The 19,102-nt window shown below is 71.8% G+C and carries 14 protein-coding genes; 2 read left to right on the forward strand and 12 right to left on the reverse strand.

Going from position 1 to position 19,102, the window contains the following annotated elements; all coding sequences use genetic code 11:
- Positions 1 to 356 precede the first annotated feature (356 nt).
- On the reverse strand, positions 357 to 1,364 hold the full coding sequence (locus ACFQ6X_RS34360) for a stage II sporulation protein M (protein WP_383187682.1): 1,008 nt from the start codon (positions 1,362 to 1,364) through the stop codon (positions 357 to 359).
- Between the two features lie 119 nt (positions 1,365 to 1,483).
- Here ACFQ6X_RS34360 and ACFQ6X_RS34365 point away from each other — a divergent pair, with 119 nt between their 5' ends.
- Entirely contained in the window at positions 1,484 to 2,473 is a 990-nt protein-coding gene (locus ACFQ6X_RS34365) for an RDD family protein (RefSeq protein WP_383187685.1), read from the forward strand.
- Here ACFQ6X_RS34365 and ACFQ6X_RS34370 read toward each other — a convergent pair.
- The 9 genes from ACFQ6X_RS34370 to ACFQ6X_RS34410 form a co-directional block, all read right to left on the reverse strand.
- The gene (locus tag ACFQ6X_RS34370; protein ID WP_383187687.1) at positions 2,470 to 3,087 is read right to left on the reverse strand and encodes a hypothetical protein; all 618 of its coding nucleotides are present in this window, start codon (positions 3,085 to 3,087) and stop codon (positions 2,470 to 2,472) included. The two genes, ACFQ6X_RS34365 and ACFQ6X_RS34370, sit on opposite strands and share 4 nt — an antisense overlap.
- A 123-nt stretch (positions 3,088 to 3,210) precedes the next feature.
- Positions 3,211 to 4,668, reverse strand: a complete 1,458-nt coding sequence (gene ahcY / locus ACFQ6X_RS34375) for an adenosylhomocysteinase (RefSeq protein WP_383187689.1) — start codon at positions 4,666 to 4,668, stop codon at positions 3,211 to 3,213.
- A 271-nt stretch (positions 4,669 to 4,939) separates the two neighbouring features.
- A complete protein-coding gene (locus tag ACFQ6X_RS34380; RefSeq protein WP_383187692.1) occupies positions 4,940 to 5,983 on the reverse strand; it encodes a cation diffusion facilitator family transporter in 1,044 nt (347 codons plus the stop codon).
- Positions 5,984 to 6,070: 87 nt separating this feature from the next.
- Positions 6,071 to 7,237: a mannose-6-phosphate isomerase, class I gene (gene manA / locus ACFQ6X_RS34385; protein WP_383187694.1), complete on the reverse strand. Its 1,167-nt coding sequence runs from the start codon at positions 7,235 to 7,237 to the stop codon at positions 6,071 to 6,073.
- 70 nt (positions 7,238 to 7,307) lie between these two features.
- Positions 7,308 to 8,444, reverse strand: coding sequence for an SIS domain-containing protein (locus ACFQ6X_RS34390; protein WP_383187696.1), 1,137 nt, complete (start codon positions 8,442 to 8,444; stop codon positions 7,308 to 7,310).
- Between the two features lie 40 nt (positions 8,445 to 8,484).
- On the reverse strand, positions 8,485 to 8,667 hold the full coding sequence (locus ACFQ6X_RS34395) for a Trm112 family protein (RefSeq protein WP_383187713.1): 183 nt from the start codon (positions 8,665 to 8,667) through the stop codon (positions 8,485 to 8,487).
- 452 nt (positions 8,668 to 9,119) lie between these two features.
- The gene (locus ACFQ6X_RS34400) at positions 9,120 to 10,487 is read right to left on the reverse strand and encodes a phosphomannomutase/phosphoglucomutase (RefSeq protein WP_383187699.1); all 1,368 of its coding nucleotides are present in this window, start codon (positions 10,485 to 10,487) and stop codon (positions 9,120 to 9,122) included.
- A 62-nt stretch (positions 10,488 to 10,549) separates the two neighbouring features.
- Positions 10,550 to 12,166, reverse strand: coding sequence for an L-lactate permease (locus ACFQ6X_RS34405; RefSeq protein ID WP_383187702.1), 1,617 nt, complete (start codon positions 12,164 to 12,166; stop codon positions 10,550 to 10,552).
- A gap of 164 nt (positions 12,167 to 12,330) precedes the next feature.
- Entirely contained in the window at positions 12,331 to 12,708 is a 378-nt protein-coding gene (locus tag ACFQ6X_RS34410; RefSeq protein WP_383187705.1) for a DUF3499 domain-containing protein, read from the reverse strand.
- 320 nt (positions 12,709 to 13,028) lie between these two features.
- Here ACFQ6X_RS34410 and ACFQ6X_RS34415 point away from each other — a divergent pair, with 320 nt between their 5' ends.
- Positions 13,029 to 13,457 (forward strand): metallopeptidase family protein, encoded by a 429-nt coding sequence (locus ACFQ6X_RS34415; RefSeq protein WP_383187714.1) that lies wholly within the window; start codon positions 13,029 to 13,031, stop codon positions 13,455 to 13,457.
- Between the two features lie 24 nt (positions 13,458 to 13,481).
- Here the strand turns inward: ACFQ6X_RS34415 and ACFQ6X_RS34420 are convergent, their stop codons facing one another.
- Positions 13,482 to 15,044: a DUF5719 family protein gene (locus tag ACFQ6X_RS34420; protein ID WP_383187708.1), complete on the reverse strand. Its 1,563-nt coding sequence runs from the start codon at positions 15,042 to 15,044 to the stop codon at positions 13,482 to 13,484.
- Positions 15,041 to 18,883 (reverse strand): glycosyltransferase family 2 protein, encoded by a 3,843-nt coding sequence (locus ACFQ6X_RS34425; protein WP_383187710.1) that lies wholly within the window; start codon positions 18,881 to 18,883, stop codon positions 15,041 to 15,043. The genes ACFQ6X_RS34420 and ACFQ6X_RS34425 overlap by 4 nt, the downstream gene beginning before the upstream one ends.
- Positions 18,884 to 19,102 lie beyond the last annotated feature (219 nt).

The raw sequence follows: 19,102 nt of genomic DNA on the forward strand, positions 1-19,102 counted from the left end.
GCTTTCGCGTTTCCCTTTCCGGCGATTCCAACTTTACCAGACTCTTTTTCGTTCCGTTTCCGGTCCGAATTTGATTCCGGTGGCCTGTGGACTGGCCTTTGCCTTTCGGCTGACTCGACTTTATCAGAAGCAATTGAGCCGAAGCTAACCGGGTCAATGCTCGAAAGAGAGAAGAATCGATCGGCTCTTCGGGAATCTCGTCCCCGACAAGAGCGAGTTGAACTTTAACCGCCACACACGGACTTGTCCAGTCCGTTGCAACCGTTAAAATCTACCTCCCCACGCCGACTGTGTCAACAGTTTTTGCGGGCGAGGAGGACACTAGCAGGTCAGCAGGGGTGGACGCACATCGGCTGTCAGGCCGCAGAAGGCAACTCGGCGCTTCGTTCGACGGCTTCAAGATCACCCGTCTCGCCGGCCCGCACCGCTCGGCCCCCGAGGATGTAGACGTAGGCGAGAAAGAGCAGCTCGGCCGCGATCCCGATGGCGATCCGGGCCCAGGTGGGAAGCCCGGAGGGGGTCACGAAGCCCTCGATGACTCCGGACACGAACAGGACCACGGCGAGGCCGATCGCCATGCCGATGGCTGCCCGGCCCTGCTGGGCCAGGGCGGAGCGCCTGCTGAGAGGTCCTGGGTCGATCACGGTCCAGCCCAGACGCAGGCCGGTACCGGCTGCCACGAAGACAGCGGTGAGTTCCAGCAGGCCGTGCGGCAGGACGAGCCCCAGGAACGTGTCCAGACGGCCGGCCGAGGACATCAGGCCGATGCCGACGGCGAGATTGAGCACGTTGACGAAGAGGATCCAGATCACCGGTATGCAGAGGAACGCTCCCAGTACGAGGCACATCGCTGCGGCCTGGGCGTTGTTCGTCCACACCTGGGCGGCGAACGAGGCCGCCGGGTGGCTGGAGTAGTAGGTCTCGTACTCCCCGCCGGGGCGGGTCAGGCTGCGGAGGTCCTCGGGGGCGGCGATCGCCGACTGGACTTCGGGGTGGGTGCCGATCCACCAGCCCATGACAGCGGCCAGAAGTACGGAGAGCACCGCCGTGGGTATCCACCAGTGCCGGGAGCGGTAGACCGCTGCGGGGAAACCCGCGGTCAGGAAACGTGCGGCGTCGCGCCACGAGGCACGGCGGGTCCCCGTCACCGTGGAGCGGGCGCGGGCCACGAGCTGGGTGAGTCGCGCGGTGAGAAGGGGATCAGGGGCGCTGGACTGGATCAGGGAGAGGTGCGTCGCCGTGCGCTGGTAGAGGGCGACGAGTTCGTCCGCCTCTGCACCGGTCAGACTGCGCCCTCGGTGCAGAAGGTGGTCCAGGCGGTCCCACTCGGTGCGGTGGGTGGTCACGAAGACGTCGAGATCCATGGTCGGCTGCTGCTCCAGGCATGGGTGCGTACGGGTCCGTACTACTGCGGCGCGCTGCGGGTCAGCTTGGCAGACTGAGGTTCCGAGGGGCAGGGAAGGGCGGCGAAGGGTGGGCGGCGATGAATGAGCTCGTGACCGGGGATGCGGTCGTTCTGGGGTTGCAGCCGGCGAGGCTGCCGAGCCGGGCGTTGGCGATCGCCATCGATCTCGCGGTGGTTCTGACAGTTTTTGTTCTGATATCCATCGGTCTCGCTGTGGCGACCGTGACGCTCGACGAGGCCGCGAGCGCGGCGATCGCCGTCGCCACCTTCCTCCTGGTGCTGGTGGGAGGGCCGATCGCTGTCGAGACGCTCAGCCACGGCCGTTCGCTCGGGAAGCTGGCATGCGGCCTGCGCGTGGTGCGGGACGACGGCGGGCCGATCCGGTTCCGGCACGCGCTCGTGCGGGGGTCGATGGGCGTGGTCGAGATCCTGGGCACGTTCGGCGTCGTGGGATGCATCGCGTCCTTGGTGTCGGCGCGGGGACGGCGGCTGGGGGACGTGTTCGCCGGGACCCTCGTCGTACGTGAGCGAGTTCCCACCGGGCGGGCGGTCGCCGTGCCGCCGCCACCGCCCTGGCTGGTGGGGCGCTTCGCGCAACTGGATCTGTCCGCCGTGCCGGACGGCCTCTGGCTGGCGATTCGGCAGTACCTCACGCGGATGCACCAGCTCGACGCGGGTGTGGGCGGGTCGATCGCGCACCGGCTGGCGGACGATCTGGCCGGCCGTACGGGGGTCCCTGTTCCACAGGGCGTTCCTGCGGCGGCGTACTTGGCGGCGGTCGTGAACGAGCGGCAGGCGCGGGATGTCCGGCGGGTCATGGCGGCTGCGCGGCGAGGGGCTCAGGGCACGGGAACGGCGCCGGTACCGACGGCCGCGGCCCCCACCGCAGGGCTCCGGCCCCCAGGGGTCTTCCATCCCGTCGAGGGCACTGCATCCGCTGCGGTGCCGTCCGGCACGTCTCCGGCAGAGGCGCCCGGCGGGCCATCGACGACCGGGCTCATCCGGCCTGCCGAGACGACCGGGCTCACCCCGCCTGCCGAGACGACCGGTTTCGCCCCGCCTGCCTAGTGGCTCCGCGGTGAGGGCGGGGTTTCCAGGTGCTCGAGCTCGATACCGGGAGCCGCGAGGACCACGTCCCCGGCGATGTGGACGGTGGACCGGTCGCCGGTGTCGAGGGCGCTGACCTGGTACTCGTCCACGATCAGGGACCCGTTGTCAGTGGCGTGCGCTTCACTCTTCACCAGGGCCCAGGACTGGTCGACAGTACGGGGAGCGAGGACCGGGTCCGTGAAGGTGACCAGGCGGACACGGGTCTCGGGGGAATCGGGGGTGAGGCGCAGGAGTCGTGCCGTGGCGACGAGGAACGCGGGGGACGTGCCGGAGAAGGCGTGGGCGCGGACATTGCCTTCGGTGGCGTGGGTGCCGCTCGGGTCGGTCCGTACCCAGGTGACGCCTTCGAGGGCGGCACCACGGATCTGCCAGCTCGCGGCGTGCAGTTGGAGGCGGATGGGGCGGCCGAGCTCGTCCAGGGCCAGGTCGACGGAGCCCAGGTGGTCGCCCGACGGGGCCGTGGTCTGGGAGACATAGCGCCAGCCGGAGGGGCCGGGGGCGCAGTGGAAGTGCTCTTCACCGAGGGGGGTGTGGTCGTGGAGGTCGTGGAGCGAATACCGGCCGCGGGGCATGGGGTCCTTCTGGTTCCTCGGGCTGTACGGGGGCGGTACGGGGCAGGCCCCCGGCACGGGGGTGCGGGGGCCTGCGCTCGTACCTGCTGCCGATAGTCCGCCGGCCGGTGGCCGGCGGGCCGCTCAGTAGCGGTAGAGGTCGGACTTGTACGGGCCTTCGACCGGGACGCCGATGTAGTCGGCCTGCTCCTGGCGCAGGGTCGTGAGCCGCACGCCCAGCGCGTCGAGGTGCAGTCGGGCGACCTTCTCGTCCAGGTGCTTGGGCAGCACGTAGACATCGGTCGGGTACGCCTCGGGCTTCGTGAACAGCTCGATCTGGGCCAGGGTCTGGTCCGCGAACGAGTTGGACATGACGAACGAGGGGTGACCGGTGGCGTTGCCGAGGTTCAGCAGGCGGCCCTCGGACAGCACGATCAGGACCTTGCCGTCGGAGAACGTCCAGGTGTGGACCTGCGGCTTGACCTCGTCCTTGACGATGCCGTCGATCTTCGCCAGGCCGGCCATGTCGATCTCGTTGTCGAAGTGGCCGATGTTCCCGACGATGGCCTGGTGCTTCATCCTGGCCATGTCGCCGGCCATGATGATGTCCTTGTTGCCCGTGGTGGTGATGAAGATGTCCGCGGTCTCCACGACGTCGTCGAGGGTGGCGACCTGGTATCCGTCCATCGCTGCCTGCAGGGCGCAGATCGGGTCGATCTCCGTGATGATCACACGGGCGCCCTGGCCGCGCAGGGACTCGGCACAGCCCTTGCCCACGTCGCCGTAGCCGCAGACGACGGCGGTCTTGCCGCCGATCAGGACGTCCGTGGCCCGGTTGATGCCGTCGATCAGCGAGTGGCGGCAGCCGTACTTGTTGTCGAACTTCGACTTGGTGACGGCGTCGTTGACGTTGATCGCCGGGAAGAGGAGGGTGCCGTCGCGGTGCATCTCGTACAGCCGGTGCACACCGGTCGTGGTCTCCTCGGTGACACCGCGGATCTCGGATGCCAGCTGGGTCCACTTCTGCGGGGACTCGCCGAGGGTGCGGTTCAGCAGGGTGAGGATGTACGCGTACTCCTCGCTGTCCGCGGTCGCCGGGTCCGGGGCAGCGCCCGCCTTCTCGAACTCGACGCCCTTGTGGACGAGGAGGGTGGCGTCACCACCGTCGTCGAGGATCATGTTCGGGCCGCCGGTGGGGGTGTTGGGCCAGGTCAGAGCCTGCTCCGTGCACCACCAGTACTCCTCCAGCGTCTCGCCCTTCCAGGCGAAGACGGGCACGCCCGCGGGGGCGTCCGGGGTTCCGTTCGGGCCGACCGCGATGGCGGCGGCCGCGTGGTCCTGGGTGGAGAAGATGTTGCAGGAGGCCCAGCGGACGTCGGCGCCCAGGGCGACGAGGGTCTCGATGAGCACCGCGGTCTGCACCGTCATGTGCAGCGAACCGGTGATGCGGGCACCGGCCAGCGGCTGCGTGGCGGCGTATTCCTTGCGGATCGACATCAGGCCGGGCATCTCGTGCTCGGCGAGGGTGATCTCCTTGCGCCCGAAGGCGGCAAGAGAAAGGTCGGCGACCTTGAAGTCCTGGCGATTGGCGGCCGTCGTCATAACGGGCTGCTCCTCGTGATGGGTCGAGGGTGGGCTGGCTGGCTCTGCGGCGGTGCGGGCACACGAATGCCCGGGTGATCCGCAGTGCAGTCCGTCGGAGGCCCTCTCTCCCTCGGCCGGCCCGCGCATGCGAACCGATCGACCGCCATCAGCAGCGACGTCTGGTACTCCGACGAATCTACACCGAACGGCCCAGTGAGCCCCAGCCCGGCCGGGCATCGGGGGTCCCTCACGGGGCCGTTCGGAGCGATCCGGGCCGGTCCTCGACGGGTCAGTGGCCTGATTCGGCCGGGGAGTCCGGGGCGGACGGGGAGTCCGGGGCGGACGGACCGTCGGGGCCCGCAGGGTCGACCGGTACCGGGCCACCGGGGGTCTTGCCCGGGTTGGTGCCGGCCTCGGCTGCTGCCTCGTTGTAGATGTCCGGCTCGAGGTAGATGACCCGGGCGATCGGGACGGCCTCACGGATCCGGGTCTCCGCCGCGTTGATGGCGGCCGCGACCTCGGTGGCGGACTCGTCGTGCCGGACCGCGATCTTGGCGGCGACCAGCAGCTCCTCCGGACCGAGGTGGAGCGTACGCATGTGGATGATGCGGGTGACGGTGTCCCCGTCGACCACCGCGCCCTTGATCTTCTCGACGTCCTCGACGCCGGCCGCCTCACCGAGCAGCAGCGACTTCGTCTCCGCGGCGAGGACGATGGCGATGGCGATCAGCAGGATGCCGATGCAGAGCGTGCCGATGCCGTCCCACACACCGTTGCCGGTGCCCAGGGCCAGGCTGACGCCGACGAGGGCCAGGATCAGACCGATGAGCGCACCGAGGTCCTCGAGCAGGACGACGGGCAGCTCGGGGGCCTTGGCGCGGCGGACGAACTGCGTCCAGGAGAGCTTGCCGCGGGTCAGGTTGGACTCCACGATCGCCGTACGGAAGGAGAAGCTCTCGGCGATGATCGCGAAGACCAGCACGCCGACCGGCCAGTACCAGGCCTCGATCTCGTGCGGGTGCTTGATCTTCTCGTAGCCCTCGTAGATCGCGAACATGCCACCGACCGAGAAGAGCACGATGGAGACGAGGAACGCGTAGATGTAGCGCTCGCGCCCGTATCCGAAGGGGTGCTGCGGAGTCGCTTCGCGCTGGGCCTTCTTGCCGCCGAGCAGCAGCAGTCCCTGGTTGCCCGAGTCCGCGAGCGAGTGGACGCTCTCCGCGAGCATCGACGACGAGCCACTGAAGAGGAACGCCACGAATTTGGCCACTGCGATCGCGAGGTTGGCGGCGAGTGCCGCCACGATCGCCTTGGTTCCGCCTGACGCGCTCATGGGTGCGTGGTGTCCCTTCCTCGGTGCTGCGGCACGGGCGCCGCGGTACGGCCGGACATTGTTGCAGCCGCTCGTGGGGACGGTACGTCAGACCACCACGGTGGCGCGGAAGACTGTTCCCGTACCGGATACTTCGACCGTTTCGTCCGCCGGGACGAAGACGGATTCGCCCGGTGCGAGGTCCAGTTCACCGGTCCTGACAGCGCCCGCCGTGCACAGCAGGATCTGCGGGGTGGCAGCCGTCAGGGCGACGGGTGCTCCACCGGACGACAGGGCGTAGCGCGACAGCCGGAATTCGTCGACCGGCGTCTCGTAGAGCTCCTCGCCGGCGGGTGAGGCCTCGGGGCGGAGGATGCCGGGGTCGGTGGCCTCGAAGCGGACGATCCGCAGGAGTTCGGGGACGTCGACGTGCTTGGGGGTCAGCCCGCAGCGCAGCACGTTGTCCGAGTTGGCCATGATCTCGACGCCGAGACCGCCGAGGTAGGCGTGGGGCACGCCCGCACCGAGGAACAGGGCCTCGCCCGGCTGCAGTTGTACGTAGTTCAGCAGCATGGCCGCGATGACGCCCGGGTCTCCGGGGTAGTGATGGGCGATCTGGGCGTACGGGGCGTGGGCGCCGCCGAGCCGGTCGGCGGCCTCGGCCGCTTCGCCGACCGTGTGCGCCATCTCGTCCGGGTCGGCCGTCAGGATCGCCGTGAGGACCTCGCGCAGGGCCGCCTCCTCGGGGCGCGCGTGGAGCAGGTCCACGTACGGCTTGAGGGAGTCGACGCCGAGGGCCGCTATCACCTCGGCCGCCTCGGCGGGCCGGCGGAAGCCGCACAGTCCCTCGAACGGCGTGAGCGCGCAGATCAGCTCGGGCTTGTGGTTGGCGTCCTTGTACGTGCGGTGGGGGGCGTCGATCGGGACGCCCCGGCTCTCCTCGTCCGCGTACCCCTGCTGTGCCTGTCCGAGGTCGGGGTGGACCTGGAGGGAGAGCGGCGCGCCCGCCGCGAGCAGCTTCAGCAGGAAGGGGAGGCGGGGGCCGAACGCCGCGACGGCCGCCGGGCCCAGTTCGCGCTCGGGGTCGGCGGCGATGACGTCGGTGAGGGACTGCTCCGCGCCCGGATTCCGGATGAGACGGGAGGGGGCTCCGGGGTGGGCTCCCATCCACATCTCGGCCTGCGGTTCGCCGGTGGGGGCGGTGCCGAGCAGCTCGGGGATGGCCGTGGTGGAGCCCCATGCGTAGGGGCGCACGGTGTTGGAGAGCCGGTCCATGGAAGTTTCGTCCTCGTATGGTGCGCGGGGCGGGTGGTGCCGGATGCGGAAGGGGCGGACAAGGGGTGTTTCAGGCCCGGTTGTCCGACGCCAGGGAGAGGTAGACGGCCGCGAAGTCGGTGACGGCGAGGAGCTCCGCGAGGGCTTCGAGCTCACTGCCCTCCTCGGGTTCGAGCTCGCTGATGGCCGTCTCGTGGCTGAGGGCGAGTTCGCGGGCGGCGGGTCCTGCGGTGAGGCCGCCGGTGGGGCGGTCGCGGAGCAGGACGACCCGGGCTCTCATGGCTTCCGGCTCGTCCACCCGGTCCCTGAAGAAGTCGTCGGGATCGGCTCCCGCGGCGAACGCCCCGGCGAGCAGCGCACCGTGGGAGGGCAGCGCCTCGGGCAGTTCGGCCACCAGGGCCGGGCGTCCGGCGAGTTCGGCCAGTACGGCGGCGAACCGGCGCCCGACGGGGCCCGCGGAGTCGCCCTCCGTCCAGAGGAGCGGCAGGCTGTCGGCGAGTTCCGCGGCGAGGGTCTTGGCCGGGTTGCTGTACGTGGCGATGGCCGGGCCGCAGCGTTCAGCGGTGCGGTCGAGGCGGTCGGCGACCTTCTGCAGCGCGTCGGCGGGCGCGTCGAGCAGGCCCACCCGGTCCAGCAGGGCGAGCAGCGGGGTGAGCAGGGCCCAGAGGGTGCCGGGACCCGCCGCCGAGGTCTCGGCGTCGTACTCGCCGTGCGGGGCCGTGGCCATCGGCACGACGAGTCCGTGGACGCCGTTGACGGCCTCGCGCAGCGGTGACCGGACGGGGGCGACGGCGACGACCGTGCAGCCGCGGCGGTAGGCCTGCTCGGCGAGCAGGGCGAGGCCCGGTTCCGAGCCGTCGGCCGTGGCGATGAGCAGCAGGTCCAGGGAACCGGCCCAGCCGGGCAGCGCCCAGCGCAGGGCTCCGGCGGCCGGTGCGACCCCGGTGGGACGGATCTGGGTGACGGGTGCGGCGGCGCCCGCGAGGGCGCCGATCAGGTCGGCTACACCCGATGCGGCGGTGCCGGGGCCCGCGACGAGGACGGCGCGGGGCCGGCCTTCGGGGGCCAGTCCGCCGATGCCCGCCTCGGCGGCGTGCCGGGCGGCGGTACGGACGCGGGCACCGGCCTCGGCGGCGCCGCGCAGCAGACCGCGCCGGTCGGCTCGGGCCAGGGCTTCCGGGGCGTCGAGCAACGACTCGTCGAGCATGGCGGTGGGCCTCCGATCACCGTGCTGATCAGCGTGCGGACTACGCGGGGCGGCGGGCTTCGTCGACCAGGAGGACCGGGATGCCGTCCCGTACCGGGTAGGCGAGGGCGCAGTCCGCGCCCGTGCACACCAGCTCGGGGCTGTCGGCTGCCGACCTGTCGTCGAGCGGGGAGTGGCAGGCCGGGCAGGCGAGGATCTCCAGAAGGCCGGCTTCGAGCGGCATGGGGTGGGTCCCTTCGAACATGCGGTACGGATCGGGCGCGGACCTGGTTCGGTCCACGGAGCTGGAGCGTCGTCAGCCTACCGCCGGGCCGACAGGGGCGCGGCCCGGCGGGGCCTGCCCGGCGGGGCATCCGGCGGCGAGTGTGCGGGAAGCCCTCGCGGCCGCTTGTCCGGCCGGTCCGCTCAGGCCGCTCCGGATCACCCGGGACCAGCCGGATCAGGAGCCGGCGCGGAGCGGGCGGCCGTGCCGCGCTCGCGGGCCCCGCACGACCCGGGAGGCCCTAGGGCCTCCCGTTCGGATCGTGCCGGGCTCGCGTGCCCTGGTGCCGCACCTCGCCGCGTTGTCGTCGGTCGGCACGGCTCCGCCATGCCTCTCTCCTCCGCCTTGCGATCCACGGCACCGGGCCCCGCTCATTGATCCGGCCTGATCCGGCCTGATCCAAACGAAAGCCCCTAGGCGCGGACCAGCGCCAGCACCTCGTCGCGTACCGCCGTCATCGTCTTCTCGTCGCGTGCCTCGACGTTCAGGCGCAGTAGCGGCTCGGTGTTGGAGGCGCGGAGGTTGAACCACCAGTCGGCGTTCGTCGCCGTGAGCCCGTCGAGCTCGTCGAGGGTCACGTCGTCGCGGTCCCCGTAGGCCGCCTTGATCGCGGCCAGCCGGCCCGCCTGGTCGGTGACGGTGGAGTTGATCTCCCCGGAGCCCGCGTAGCGGTCGTACTGGTCGACGAGGCCGGAGAGCGGGCCCTCCTGGCCGCCGAGCGCGGCCAGGACGTGGAGGGCGGCGAGCATGCCCGTGTCGGCGTTCCAGAAGTCGCGGAAGTAGTAGTGCGCGGAGTGCTCGCCGCCGAAGATCGCGCCGTGCTCGGCCATCTCCGCCTTGATGAACGAGTGGCCCACCCGGGTGCGGACGGGGGTGCCGCCGTTCTCGCGGACGACCTCGGGGACCGACCAGGAGGTGATCAGGTTGTGGATGACGGTGCCCGTGCCGCCGTTGCGGGCGAGCTCGCGGGCCGCGACGAGGGCGGTGATCGCGGACGGGGAGACGCCCTCGCCGCGCTCGTCGACGACGAAGCAGCGGTCCGCGTCGCCGTCGAAGGCGAGGCCGAGGTCGGCGCCCTCGGCAAGGACGCGGGCCTGGAGGTCGACGATGTTCTTCGGGTCGAGCGGGTTGGCCTCGTGGTTGGGGAAGGTGCCGTCCAGCTCGAAGTACATCGGTACGAGGTCGAGCGGGAGGCCCGCGAAGACGGTGGGGACGGTGTGGCCGCCCATGCCGTTGCCCGCGTCCACGACGACCTTGAGGGGGCGGATCCCGGAGAGGTCGACCAGGCCCAGCAGATGTGCGGCGTAGTCGGTGAGGCTGTCGCGTTCGGTGACCGTGCCGGCGGCCGTGGCGGTCGTGGCAGGGGCGCCGTGTTCCGACCACTGCTCGACCAGGGTGCGGATCTCGGTCAGGCCGGTGTCCTGGCCCACGGGCGCGGCACCGGCGCGGCACATCTTGATGCCGTTGTACCGGGCCGGGTTGTGCGAGGCCGTGAACATCGCTCCGGGCAGGTCCAGTGCCCCGGAGGCGTAGTACAGCTGATCCGTCGAGCAGAGCCCGATCAGGGTCACGTCGGCGCCGCGCGCCGTCGCTCCGCGGGCGAAGGCGGCGGACAGGCCGGGCGAGGACGGGCGCATGTCGTGGCCGATCACGATCGCGTCCGCGTCGGTGACCTGGACGAAGGCGGCGCCGAACAGTTCGGCCAGTGCTTCGTCCCACTGGTCGGGCACCACTCCGCGCACGTCGTACGCCTTCACGAGCTGCGACAGATCAGCAACCACGGCCGGTCCTCCTGGGGGTCTGTACGGACCGCCCAAACTACCCGGCGCTCCCCCGCCGTCCGTCAGGGGAGCATCCAGCCGAGCACCACCGTGCTCTGGGCCATCACGACGAGGCACATCACCAGCAGCAGGCCGAGGCTCCAGGGCAGGACCTTGCGCAGCAGATCGCCCTCTCGGCCCGCGAGGCCCACGGCCGCGCAGGCGATCGTCAGATTCTGCGGGGAGATCATCTTGCCGAGCACTCCGCCGGAGCTGTTGGCGGCGGCGAGCAGTTCGGGCGAGAGCCCGGATTCGCGTGCGGCGGACACCTGGAGGGCGCCGAAGAGGGCGTTCGCGGAGGTGTCGGAGCCGGAGACCGCGACGCCGAACCAGCCGAGCACCGGGGAGAGGAAGGCGAGTCCGGCGCCTGCCGCGGCGACGAACTGGCCGATGGTGGCGGCCTGTCCGGAGAGGTTCATGACGTAGGCGAGGGCGAGCACGGAGGTCACGGTGAGGATCGCGTAGCGCAGTTCGTGCACGGTGGCGGCCCACTCCCGTACCGCGTCGCGCGAGCGCACGCCGAGCACGACGGCGGTGATCAGGCCCGCGAGCAGGACGAGGGTGCCGCCCGTCGCGACGAGGGGGAGGGTGAAGGCGTTGGCGCCCACGGCCTCGCCGTCGGGGTTCGCGACGTCGAGGAACGGCCAGTCGAAGACGCGGGTCGCCTCGGCCAGCAGCCGCTTGACGGGCGGGATCTGGGCGACGGAGAACACGGCGACGATCAGGGCGTACGGGGCGTAGGCGCGCAGTACCTCGCGGCGCGGGTCCTCCTGGTCGAGGTCCTCGCTCCGTGCGCCGGTCAGCACGGAGGCGCGTACGGGTTCGGCGGCGGGCTTGCGGGCACCGGGAACGGCGATCAGGGCTCCCGCGCCCACCAGTGCGGCCGCGATGTCGGCGAGCTGTGCCGAGACGTAGTTGGACGCGGCGAACTGGGCGACCGCGAAGGCCACCCCGCAGACGAGTGCGGGCAGCCAGGTCTCCCTCAGGCCGCGCCTGCCGTCCACCAGGAAGACCAGGATGAGCGGCACGACGAGGGCGAGCAGCGGGGTCTGGCGGCCGACGACCGATGCGACGTCGTCCAGCGGCAGTCCGGTGACCTGGGCGAGCGTCACGACGGGCGTGCCCATGGCGCCGAAGGCGACGGGCGCGGTGTTGGCGACCAGCGAGACGACGGCGGCCTTCACCGGGTCGAAGCCGAGCGCGACGAGCATCACCGAGCAGATGGCGACGGGGGCGCCGAAGCCGGCCAGCGCCTCCAGGAGCGCGCCGAAGCAGAAGGCGATGACGAGGGCCTGGATGCGGGGGTCGTCGGAGAGCCGGCCGAAGGAGCGCCGCAGGATGTCGAAGTGCAGGGTGCGGACGGTCATCCGGTACACCCAGAGGGCGTTGACCACGATCCACATGATGGGGAAGAGCCCGAAGAGGACGCCCTGGGCTCCTGCGGAGAGGGTCTGCCCGAGGGGCATGCCGTACGCGAGCCAGCCGACGAGCACGGCGACGGCGAGGCCGACGAGTCCGGCCCGGTGGGCCTTCACCCGGACGGCGCCGAGCAGGACCAGGACCGTGACCAGCGGCAATGAGGCGACAAGTGCGGACAGGGCTAGCGAATCGGCTACGGGTTCGAGTTGCTGGACAAACACACAGACCTCCCCGGATTCCGTGATGCGGAAGCGATCTCTCACGGGTGGGGGAATGGTCGTGTCCGCGACAAGTCTCAGTCAATGCCCTGTGCACGAAAAAATGCCCGGGGCGGAAGAAAACTTGAAAGAGGAACCAACTTGCCAGGAACCGGAACGGCGAAAGGTCAGCTGTCCGGGGACCGGAGGACCCGCAGATGACCTCGGCGGGCGACCTCCACCGGGTCCGCCGCACGCGGCCCTCGGCCGCCGGCGTCGCCACCCCGCTCGTGCGGCCTCGCCGCTTCCCGTACCGCGTTGGCGAGCGCTTCGAGATCGTCACCGCTGGGGCGCGTGGGGGCCGAGGGGTCGGAGAGCCTCACGACTTCCCAGCCGCGGGGCGCGGTCAGCCGCTCACCGTGCTCGGCGCAGAGGTCGTAGCAGTGGGGCTCGGCATAGGTGGCGAGCGGGCCGAGGACCGCGGTCGAGTCGGCATAGACGTACGTCAGTGTCGCGACGGCGGGACGGCCGCACGCGGTTCGCGAACAGCGACGTACAGGGCTCACGATGTTGGACGGTACCGCACTCTTGAGCGGGCTGCGACGACTCTCCCTGAGGTCACACCACCGTGTCGCCCCGCGAGGTCTCCCCCGACCGTCTCCGCACGGCTGCCCTGACCTGCGCGGCGGCCGGGACGTACCGACGTCCCCGGTTCCCTTCCCGACACCGGAGGGGACACAAGCGGTCACCCGACGGAGGGTCAACGGTCGCCGCAGGGGCCGGATACGGACTCAACCTTGGCCGGAATGCTCACGTGTGGACATTGGGCCCACCTGCGGAGCAGCCGTGATCCGTGGATCCTGCGGAGAGTTACGCTGCGTCGGTGATGGACAGTCCCGTACCGCCCCACCCGTCCGAGCCGCGGCACCGCCGCCGCGACCGCCATGGCCGCGGCATGCGCGGGCCGGTCGCCCCGCCCCAGGTGCCGCTGTCGGCCAGCAGGGGGGAGAGTTTCCGCGATCTCGTCCAGGACTCGGTGGAACGGCTGGAACGGCGCTGGCCGCAGCTGGCCGATGTCGACTTCCTCGTTCTCGATGTGCCGGGGGCACTGGAGGACACCGTGCCGCTGGGACGTTCGGTGCCTTCGGCGAAGGGACAGCCCGCGCAGATCGTCGTGTACCGGCGCCCGGTCGAGATCCGCACCAAGAACCGTGACGAGCGGGCCATGCTGGTGCACGAGGTCGTCGTGGAACAGGTCGCGGAGCTGCTCGGGCTCTCACCCGAATCGGTGGACCCGCGCTACGGGCAGGAATGACGCCTGCCCGCGGCGCGGGCCACCTCAGTCGTCCAGGACCGAGAGGTCCTGCTCGGCCGCGGGCACCTCGACCGTGCCGCCGTCGTCCGGCAGCGTCTGGACGGTGAACATCTGGATGCCGTCCTGCGCGAGCGTGAGGGTGCGGGCGGCGTACACCGGGCCGCCCGATTCCGTCTCGACCGTCAGCGCGTAGCCGCCCTTGAGCCCGGACGGGACCTCCGGGGCCACCTCGAGGGTCGTACCGCCCTTGACCGTGTACGTCTTGACGGTCGGTTCGCCGCCCCCGCTGCCCGCGGACGCCGTCACCTTGACCTTGGCGGATTCGCCGGGCGCGGTGAGGGAGAGCACCGAACCCTTCGCCCGGTTGTCGGCCACGCTCGCCCGCTCGCCCACCGGGCCGGTCGCCGGAATGTAGGCGATCTCCTGCTTGTCACCGGTGCCCCGCACCACGCGCAACGCGGCCACGATCGGGGTCGTCGAGCCCTGTGCGGGCGACAGCCGGAGCGATCCGGGCTCCCCGCGCGTGACGTTCTTGAGGTCGACGCTCGCGGTCATCTGCGACTTGATGTGCAGGGTGTCGCTCCCGGCCGGTGAGAACGTCGCGCTCTTCCCCATCAGCTGCACCTTCACATCGGCGTCGTCGTCGCCGGGCGCGAAGGCCACCAGCCGTACGGAGGTGGCGTCGGCCGGGATGCCGGGCATCACGAGCGTGCCCGCCGGGTCCTCGGACGCCGCCAGCCAGTCACTGCCCGCCTTGTCGTCCGCGGCCTTGACGACGGCGCCGACGCGTCCCGTCCGGGTGGTGACATGGACGGTCACATCGTCGACTGCCTCGGTGGTCAGGGTCGAGATCAGCATCGGGACGCTCGACCTCGCCGGGACCGTGATGCCCTCGCCCACATCGGACTTGAGCGAGCCCTCGGGGCCGTACAGCTCGATGTCGGCGACGGCCGCGGTGTCGTCGGGGTTGGTCAGATGGACGTAGTCCTGCCGCGTCGCCGCGGTGCTCGCGCCCGGGAACCAGAAGTCCGTGTCCGGTCCGGAGCAGCTGACGCCGAGAAGGCCGCGGGAACCGCCGGCGAGGGACGTGGTGGTCTGCTGGGCGGCCCAGCCGGGTGCCAGCCGGCCGGTGGCGGTGCCGACGAGTGCGGGAGCGTCGGAATCGGACGTCTCGGCGGTGGCCGGCTTGCCGGCCTCCTTGAGCGTGATGACGGGCTTGTCTGCCGCGGCCTTCTCCTCGGCCTCGTCCTTCTCGCTCTCCTTGTCCTTCTCCTTGTCGGCCGGCTCGTCCTTCTCCGTGCCGGCCGGCTCCTCCTCGTCCACCGGGAGTGCCACGGACGGCTTCAGCTCGGCGGTACCGGCCTCGCCGTCGCTCTCCCCCGCCGGGGTGAAGGACGTGTACGTCGTGTCCGACAGGTCGGAGCCGCCCGGCGCGGGGCAGAGCAGGCTGGAGCGCTCGACGGGGAGCCTGGCGGCCGACCCGGCCTCCGGGGTGTCCGCGTCGCCCGGCGCGGTGAGCGCGGCGAAGCCGGTGACGGCGGCGAGGGCGACGGTGCCCGCGATGAGGGACAGGGGGGTGGACTTCACTCGGACTCGCCTCGCGATGCGTTGCCGGACGGCCACGGGCCCTCGCCCGGAGCGTTGTTCTCGTCATGTGCGTCGTACGGGGCGCCTTCGCCCGTGCCCGGTGCCTGGGGCTGCTGCTGGGCATAGCCGTACGGGTCGTAGGCACCCTGCTGGTACGGGTCCGGCTGGTACTGGCCGGTCCCGTACGGGTCGGCCCCCGGGTACTGCTCGCCGCCGTACTGGCCGGCGCCGTACTGGCCGGGGTCCTGCCCGCCCTGGTACTGCTCGCCCTGGTACTGCTGGGCCTGGTACTGCTCGCCCTGGTACTGGCTGTAGTCGGCGCCCTGGTACTGCTGCGCGTCCCACTCCCCGTAGTTCTGCTGCGGGACCGCCGCGTACGTGCCGGTCGCGTCCTGGTCCTCCGGGGCAGCCGCATACGGATCGGCGCTCTGCTGCGCCGGGATGTACTCCCCGGGCGCTCCCGCCGGCTCCGGGGCGACCGGATCGGCTGCGGCGTCCTGGCCGTACGGAACCTCGTACGGGGTCTCCGCGCCGTCCTCCCCCGCCGCCGCGGCTTCCGCCTCGGCCGCCGCACGGAGCCTGCGCGCCCGGCGTCCGTCTCCGGTGAGCGCCTCGGCCCCGGCGGCCACGGCCTCCTCGGGCAGGTCGTCGTCGATCTCGCGGCGGCGTCCCGGCAGTGCCAGGACCAGCAGGACGACGCCGAGCGCCACCTGCGCCCAGATCCAGGCGGTGTGCGTGACGGGGCTGTCGTACGTGAGGTCCAGCGTGCCGCCCTCGGACGGGAGCTCGAAGCCCTGCGCCCAGCCGTCCACGGTCTTGGGGGTCAGCGCACGGCCGTTCAGCGTGGCCTGCCAGCCCGGGTCCGCCGCGTCGGCGATCCGCAGGACCCGGCCGGAGCCGCCCTGAGGGATCTTGGAGTGGGCTTCGACGGCGAGCGAGCCGACCGGTACCTGCACGGCCTCCTCGCCGCTCGCCCCGGAGGACGGGACGATCATGACGCGGGCGACCTGGCGGTCGACGCGCCACAGGGCGCTGCCGTCCAGCTGGCTGAGCCTGCTCAGGCCCGGGGTGGAGTCGAGCACGCGGCTCATCTGCCGCGGCGCGCCGTCCCGCACGAGGACGTAACGGATCGCGAAGCCGCTCAGCTGACCGCCCTGGTCGGCACCGGAGCCCGCGACCAGGTTGGCGACGACCTTGTCGAGGTGGGCGTTGCTGCCGCCCGCATCGGTGAGCTCGGCGTCGCCGAGGCGGGCGCCCGAGCCACGGACCAGGCTGTAGGACACGGCAGCCGGTGACGTGCCGCCGAGGACGAGGGTGCGCGGCTGGTCGCGGGTGGTGCTCTCCTCCGCGACGAACGCGGGCACCTGCACCGGGTCCCGGCGCTCCAGCGGTCCGGCCGCGCCGCCGATCATCCAGCCGGCCGCGGCCAGCACGGGCGCGATCCCGGCCGCCAGCGCGATCAGGGCGGCGACCGGCTGACGCCAGCCGAAGCTGAGCGCGGTCACCCGTACCCGGGCGCCGTCGGCGCCGAGCAGCGCGGCGGCGATCAGCGCGGTCCCGTAGACGAGGGTGGCGGGGCCCGCCCAGGTGGAGCCGTTGGAGAGGCCGGCGAAGAGCAGCCCGACGAGCGCGGCGGCCCAGGCGGCACGGATCGCGAACTGCCTCTCCCCGCGCAGCAGGGCGGCCAGCGCCGCCAGCACGATGCCGAGCAGAAGGATGCCGCCCGTGGCCTTGGGGCCACCGGGGCTGATGCCGAGCAGGTCGAGCGCGGACGCCGTTCCCGTACCGATGTCGAGGCCGGCCTCCCTGAGGAAGCCGGACGGGCCGGCGAGCAGGGACAGCGACCAGGGCGCGAGGACCAGCAGCGGAGTGCCGACGGTGGCCAGGAAGCGCAGCCCGTACGCGGTGATGTCGCCCCGGCGCAGGACGAGCACCCCGATGCCGAGGGTCACGGCGAGCGGCCAGACGATCGGGGTGAAGGCCATCGCGAAGGTGATCAGCAGCGTGTACGCCCAGGTGGCACGCCAGCTGCCGCGCGCCGTTCCGCCGTCGCCGCGCAGCCCGTACGCGGCGACGGCCGCGCGGGCGATCAGCGGGAGCAGGACGGCCAGTACGGCGGTGCCCAGGCGGCCGGTGGCCAGCGCTCCGGTGGCGGCGGGCAGGAAGGCGTAAGCGATGCTCGCCCAGGCCCGCAGCAGCCGGGATTCGATCAGCGGCCGGGAGGCGAAGTAGGCGGTGAGTCCGGCGAGCGGTACCGAGCAGACCAGCAGCAGGGTCAGTGCGAAGCCGGTGGAGCCGAGGAACAGTGCCGACAGTGCGGCGATCACGGCGAGGTAGGGCGGCGCGGTCTGCGTGCCGCCCGTACCGACCGGGTGCCAGCCGTCCGCGTAGCGCCCCCAGAGGTCGGAGACGTCCGCGGGTGCGGGCAGCAGAGCGCCGCCCACGAGCGCGCCGCCGCCCAGGAGGCTGCGGCAGGCGATGAGCGAGACGAGGAGGAGCAGCACGAAGAGCACGGGGCCGGGCTTGCGGCCGATCCTCTTGAGCCGCGCGAACTGCTCGATCTCCAGGAAGTCGGCGTCGTCACCGCCGGGACCGGACTCGACGGCTCCGTGCCGTGAGCCGCCGGAGTCGGAGTCGGTGCGGCTGCCGAAGTTGCCCGCGACCTGTTCGACAGTCGCGCGGACGGTCGCGCCGGGCGGCGGGAAGAGCGAGCGCAGCTCGGCGGCGTCCACGGCCCCCTTGCCGCGTGCGCGGCGTGCCGAGAAGATCCGCCCGGGGCGCAGCAGGGTGCCGAAGAGTCCGGCGACCTCGTCGAGCGCCTGCCCGGGGACCTTTCCGACGAGGTAGGCGAGGGTACGGAGCAGGGTGCCGAGAACGAGGCGGAGCAGGGCCCAGGGCAACTGCTTGCCGCGGGAGTTCACGAGCATCGTGTAGACCGCGCCCGCCTTGTCGACGCGGTGCGGGCTCGAGACGGAGCGTCCGGCGCAGTCGATGGGCCGGCGCTCCCTGGCGGAGGCCTCGGCGTGCCGCAGGATCGCGTCGGGCGCGACGACGACCCGGTGGCCGGCCATGTGGGCCCGCCAGCACAGGTCGACGTCGTCACGCATCAGCGGGAGTCTGCGGTCGAAGCCGCCGAGCTCGTCCCAGACGTCGCGGCGGATGAGCATGCCCGCGGAGGAGACGGAGAGCACGGTACGGACCTGGTCGTGCTGGCCCTGGTCCTGCTCGCGCCGGTCGAGTCCGGTCCAGCGGCGTCCGCTGTTGGCGATGGAGACGCCGACCTCGAGCAGCTGCTTGCGGTCGTACCAGCCGCGCAGCTTGGGCCCGACGATCGCCGCGTGCCTGTCGTTGTCGACGACGCGCAGCATCTCGGCGAGCGCGTCCGGCTCGGGTGCGCTGTCGTCGTGCAGCAGCCAGAGCCACTGGACGGGTTCGCCGTGCGGGAGCTCCGGCAGGTCGTACGCGTCGTCGCGCCAGGTCCGGCTGACCGGGTCCCAGCCGCTGGGGCGCTTGAGGTAGGGAAGGTCGTCGGGGGTGAGGACGCCGGCCGTGCGGCTCGCCTCGTCGACGGCCGTGCCGAAGCTCGTACGGCGTGCGAGGTGCAGGACGCGTTCGCCGCCCAGGGCCTCGGTGACCAGCCGTGCGGAGTCGTCGGCGCTTCCGGTGTCGGCGGCGACGACGTTCTGTACGGGGCGTTCCTGCCCGAGCAGCCCGGCGAGCACATCGGGCAGCCAGCGTGCGCCGTCGTGGGAGACGAGCACGGCGGTGACGACGTGCCGGGGGAACTCTGGGGCGGCGGCGACCGCGTTCGGCGCCGCCGAGGTGCTGTGCACGGACATCGAGGTACGGGCCCTCCGGCCGGGTCCGGAGGGGGATCCCCCCGGGGGCTGCATCGGTGTACACGCGCGCCCCGGCGGGGCGTTGGCGCGTCTCTCGGACGGGGCCCCACACTAACGGTACGGGTGTGCGCCCCGTGCCGAGCGGTTCGACGGCGGGAACGGGAGGCGCCCGGACATGCCGGTGGCCCGTGGTTCCCGCCCTGTGCGCAGGGCGGGAAC

It is taken from the genome of Streptomyces sp. NPDC056452, from assembly GCF_042796085.1.
In the GTDB taxonomy this organism is placed as follows: Bacteria; Actinomycetota; Actinomycetes; order Streptomycetales; family Streptomycetaceae; genus Streptomyces.

Coding starts and splice junctions, on each gene's coding strand:
- ACFQ6X_RS34360 (WP_383187682.1), bottom strand. CDS start 1,364: ATGGATCTCGACGTCTTCGTGACCACCCACCGCACCGAGTGGGACCGC.
- ACFQ6X_RS34365 (WP_383187685.1), top strand. CDS start 1,484: ATGAATGAGCTCGTGACCGGGGATGCGGTCGTTCTGGGGTTGCAGCCG.
- ACFQ6X_RS34370 (WP_383187687.1), bottom strand. CDS start 3,087: ATGCCCCGCGGCCGGTATTCGCTCCACGACCTCCACGACCACACCCCC.
- ahcY (WP_383187689.1), bottom strand. CDS start 4,668: ATGACGACGGCCGCCAATCGCCAGGACTTCAAGGTCGCCGACCTTTCT.
- ACFQ6X_RS34380 (WP_383187692.1), bottom strand. CDS start 5,983: ATGAGCGCGTCAGGCGGAACCAAGGCGATCGTGGCGGCACTCGCCGCC.
- manA (WP_383187694.1), bottom strand. CDS start 7,237: ATGGACCGGCTCTCCAACACCGTGCGCCCCTACGCATGGGGCTCCACC.
- ACFQ6X_RS34390 (WP_383187696.1), bottom strand. CDS start 8,444: ATGCTCGACGAGTCGTTGCTCGACGCCCCGGAAGCCCTGGCCCGAGCC.
- ACFQ6X_RS34395 (WP_383187713.1), bottom strand. CDS start 8,667: ATGCCGCTCGAAGCCGGCCTTCTGGAGATCCTCGCCTGCCCGGCCTGC.
- ACFQ6X_RS34415 (WP_383187714.1), top strand. CDS start 13,029: ATGGACAGTCCCGTACCGCCCCACCCGTCCGAGCCGCGGCACCGCCGC.
- ACFQ6X_RS34425 (WP_383187710.1), bottom strand. CDS start 18,883: ATGTCCGTGCACAGCACCTCGGCGGCGCCGAACGCGGTCGCCGCCGCC.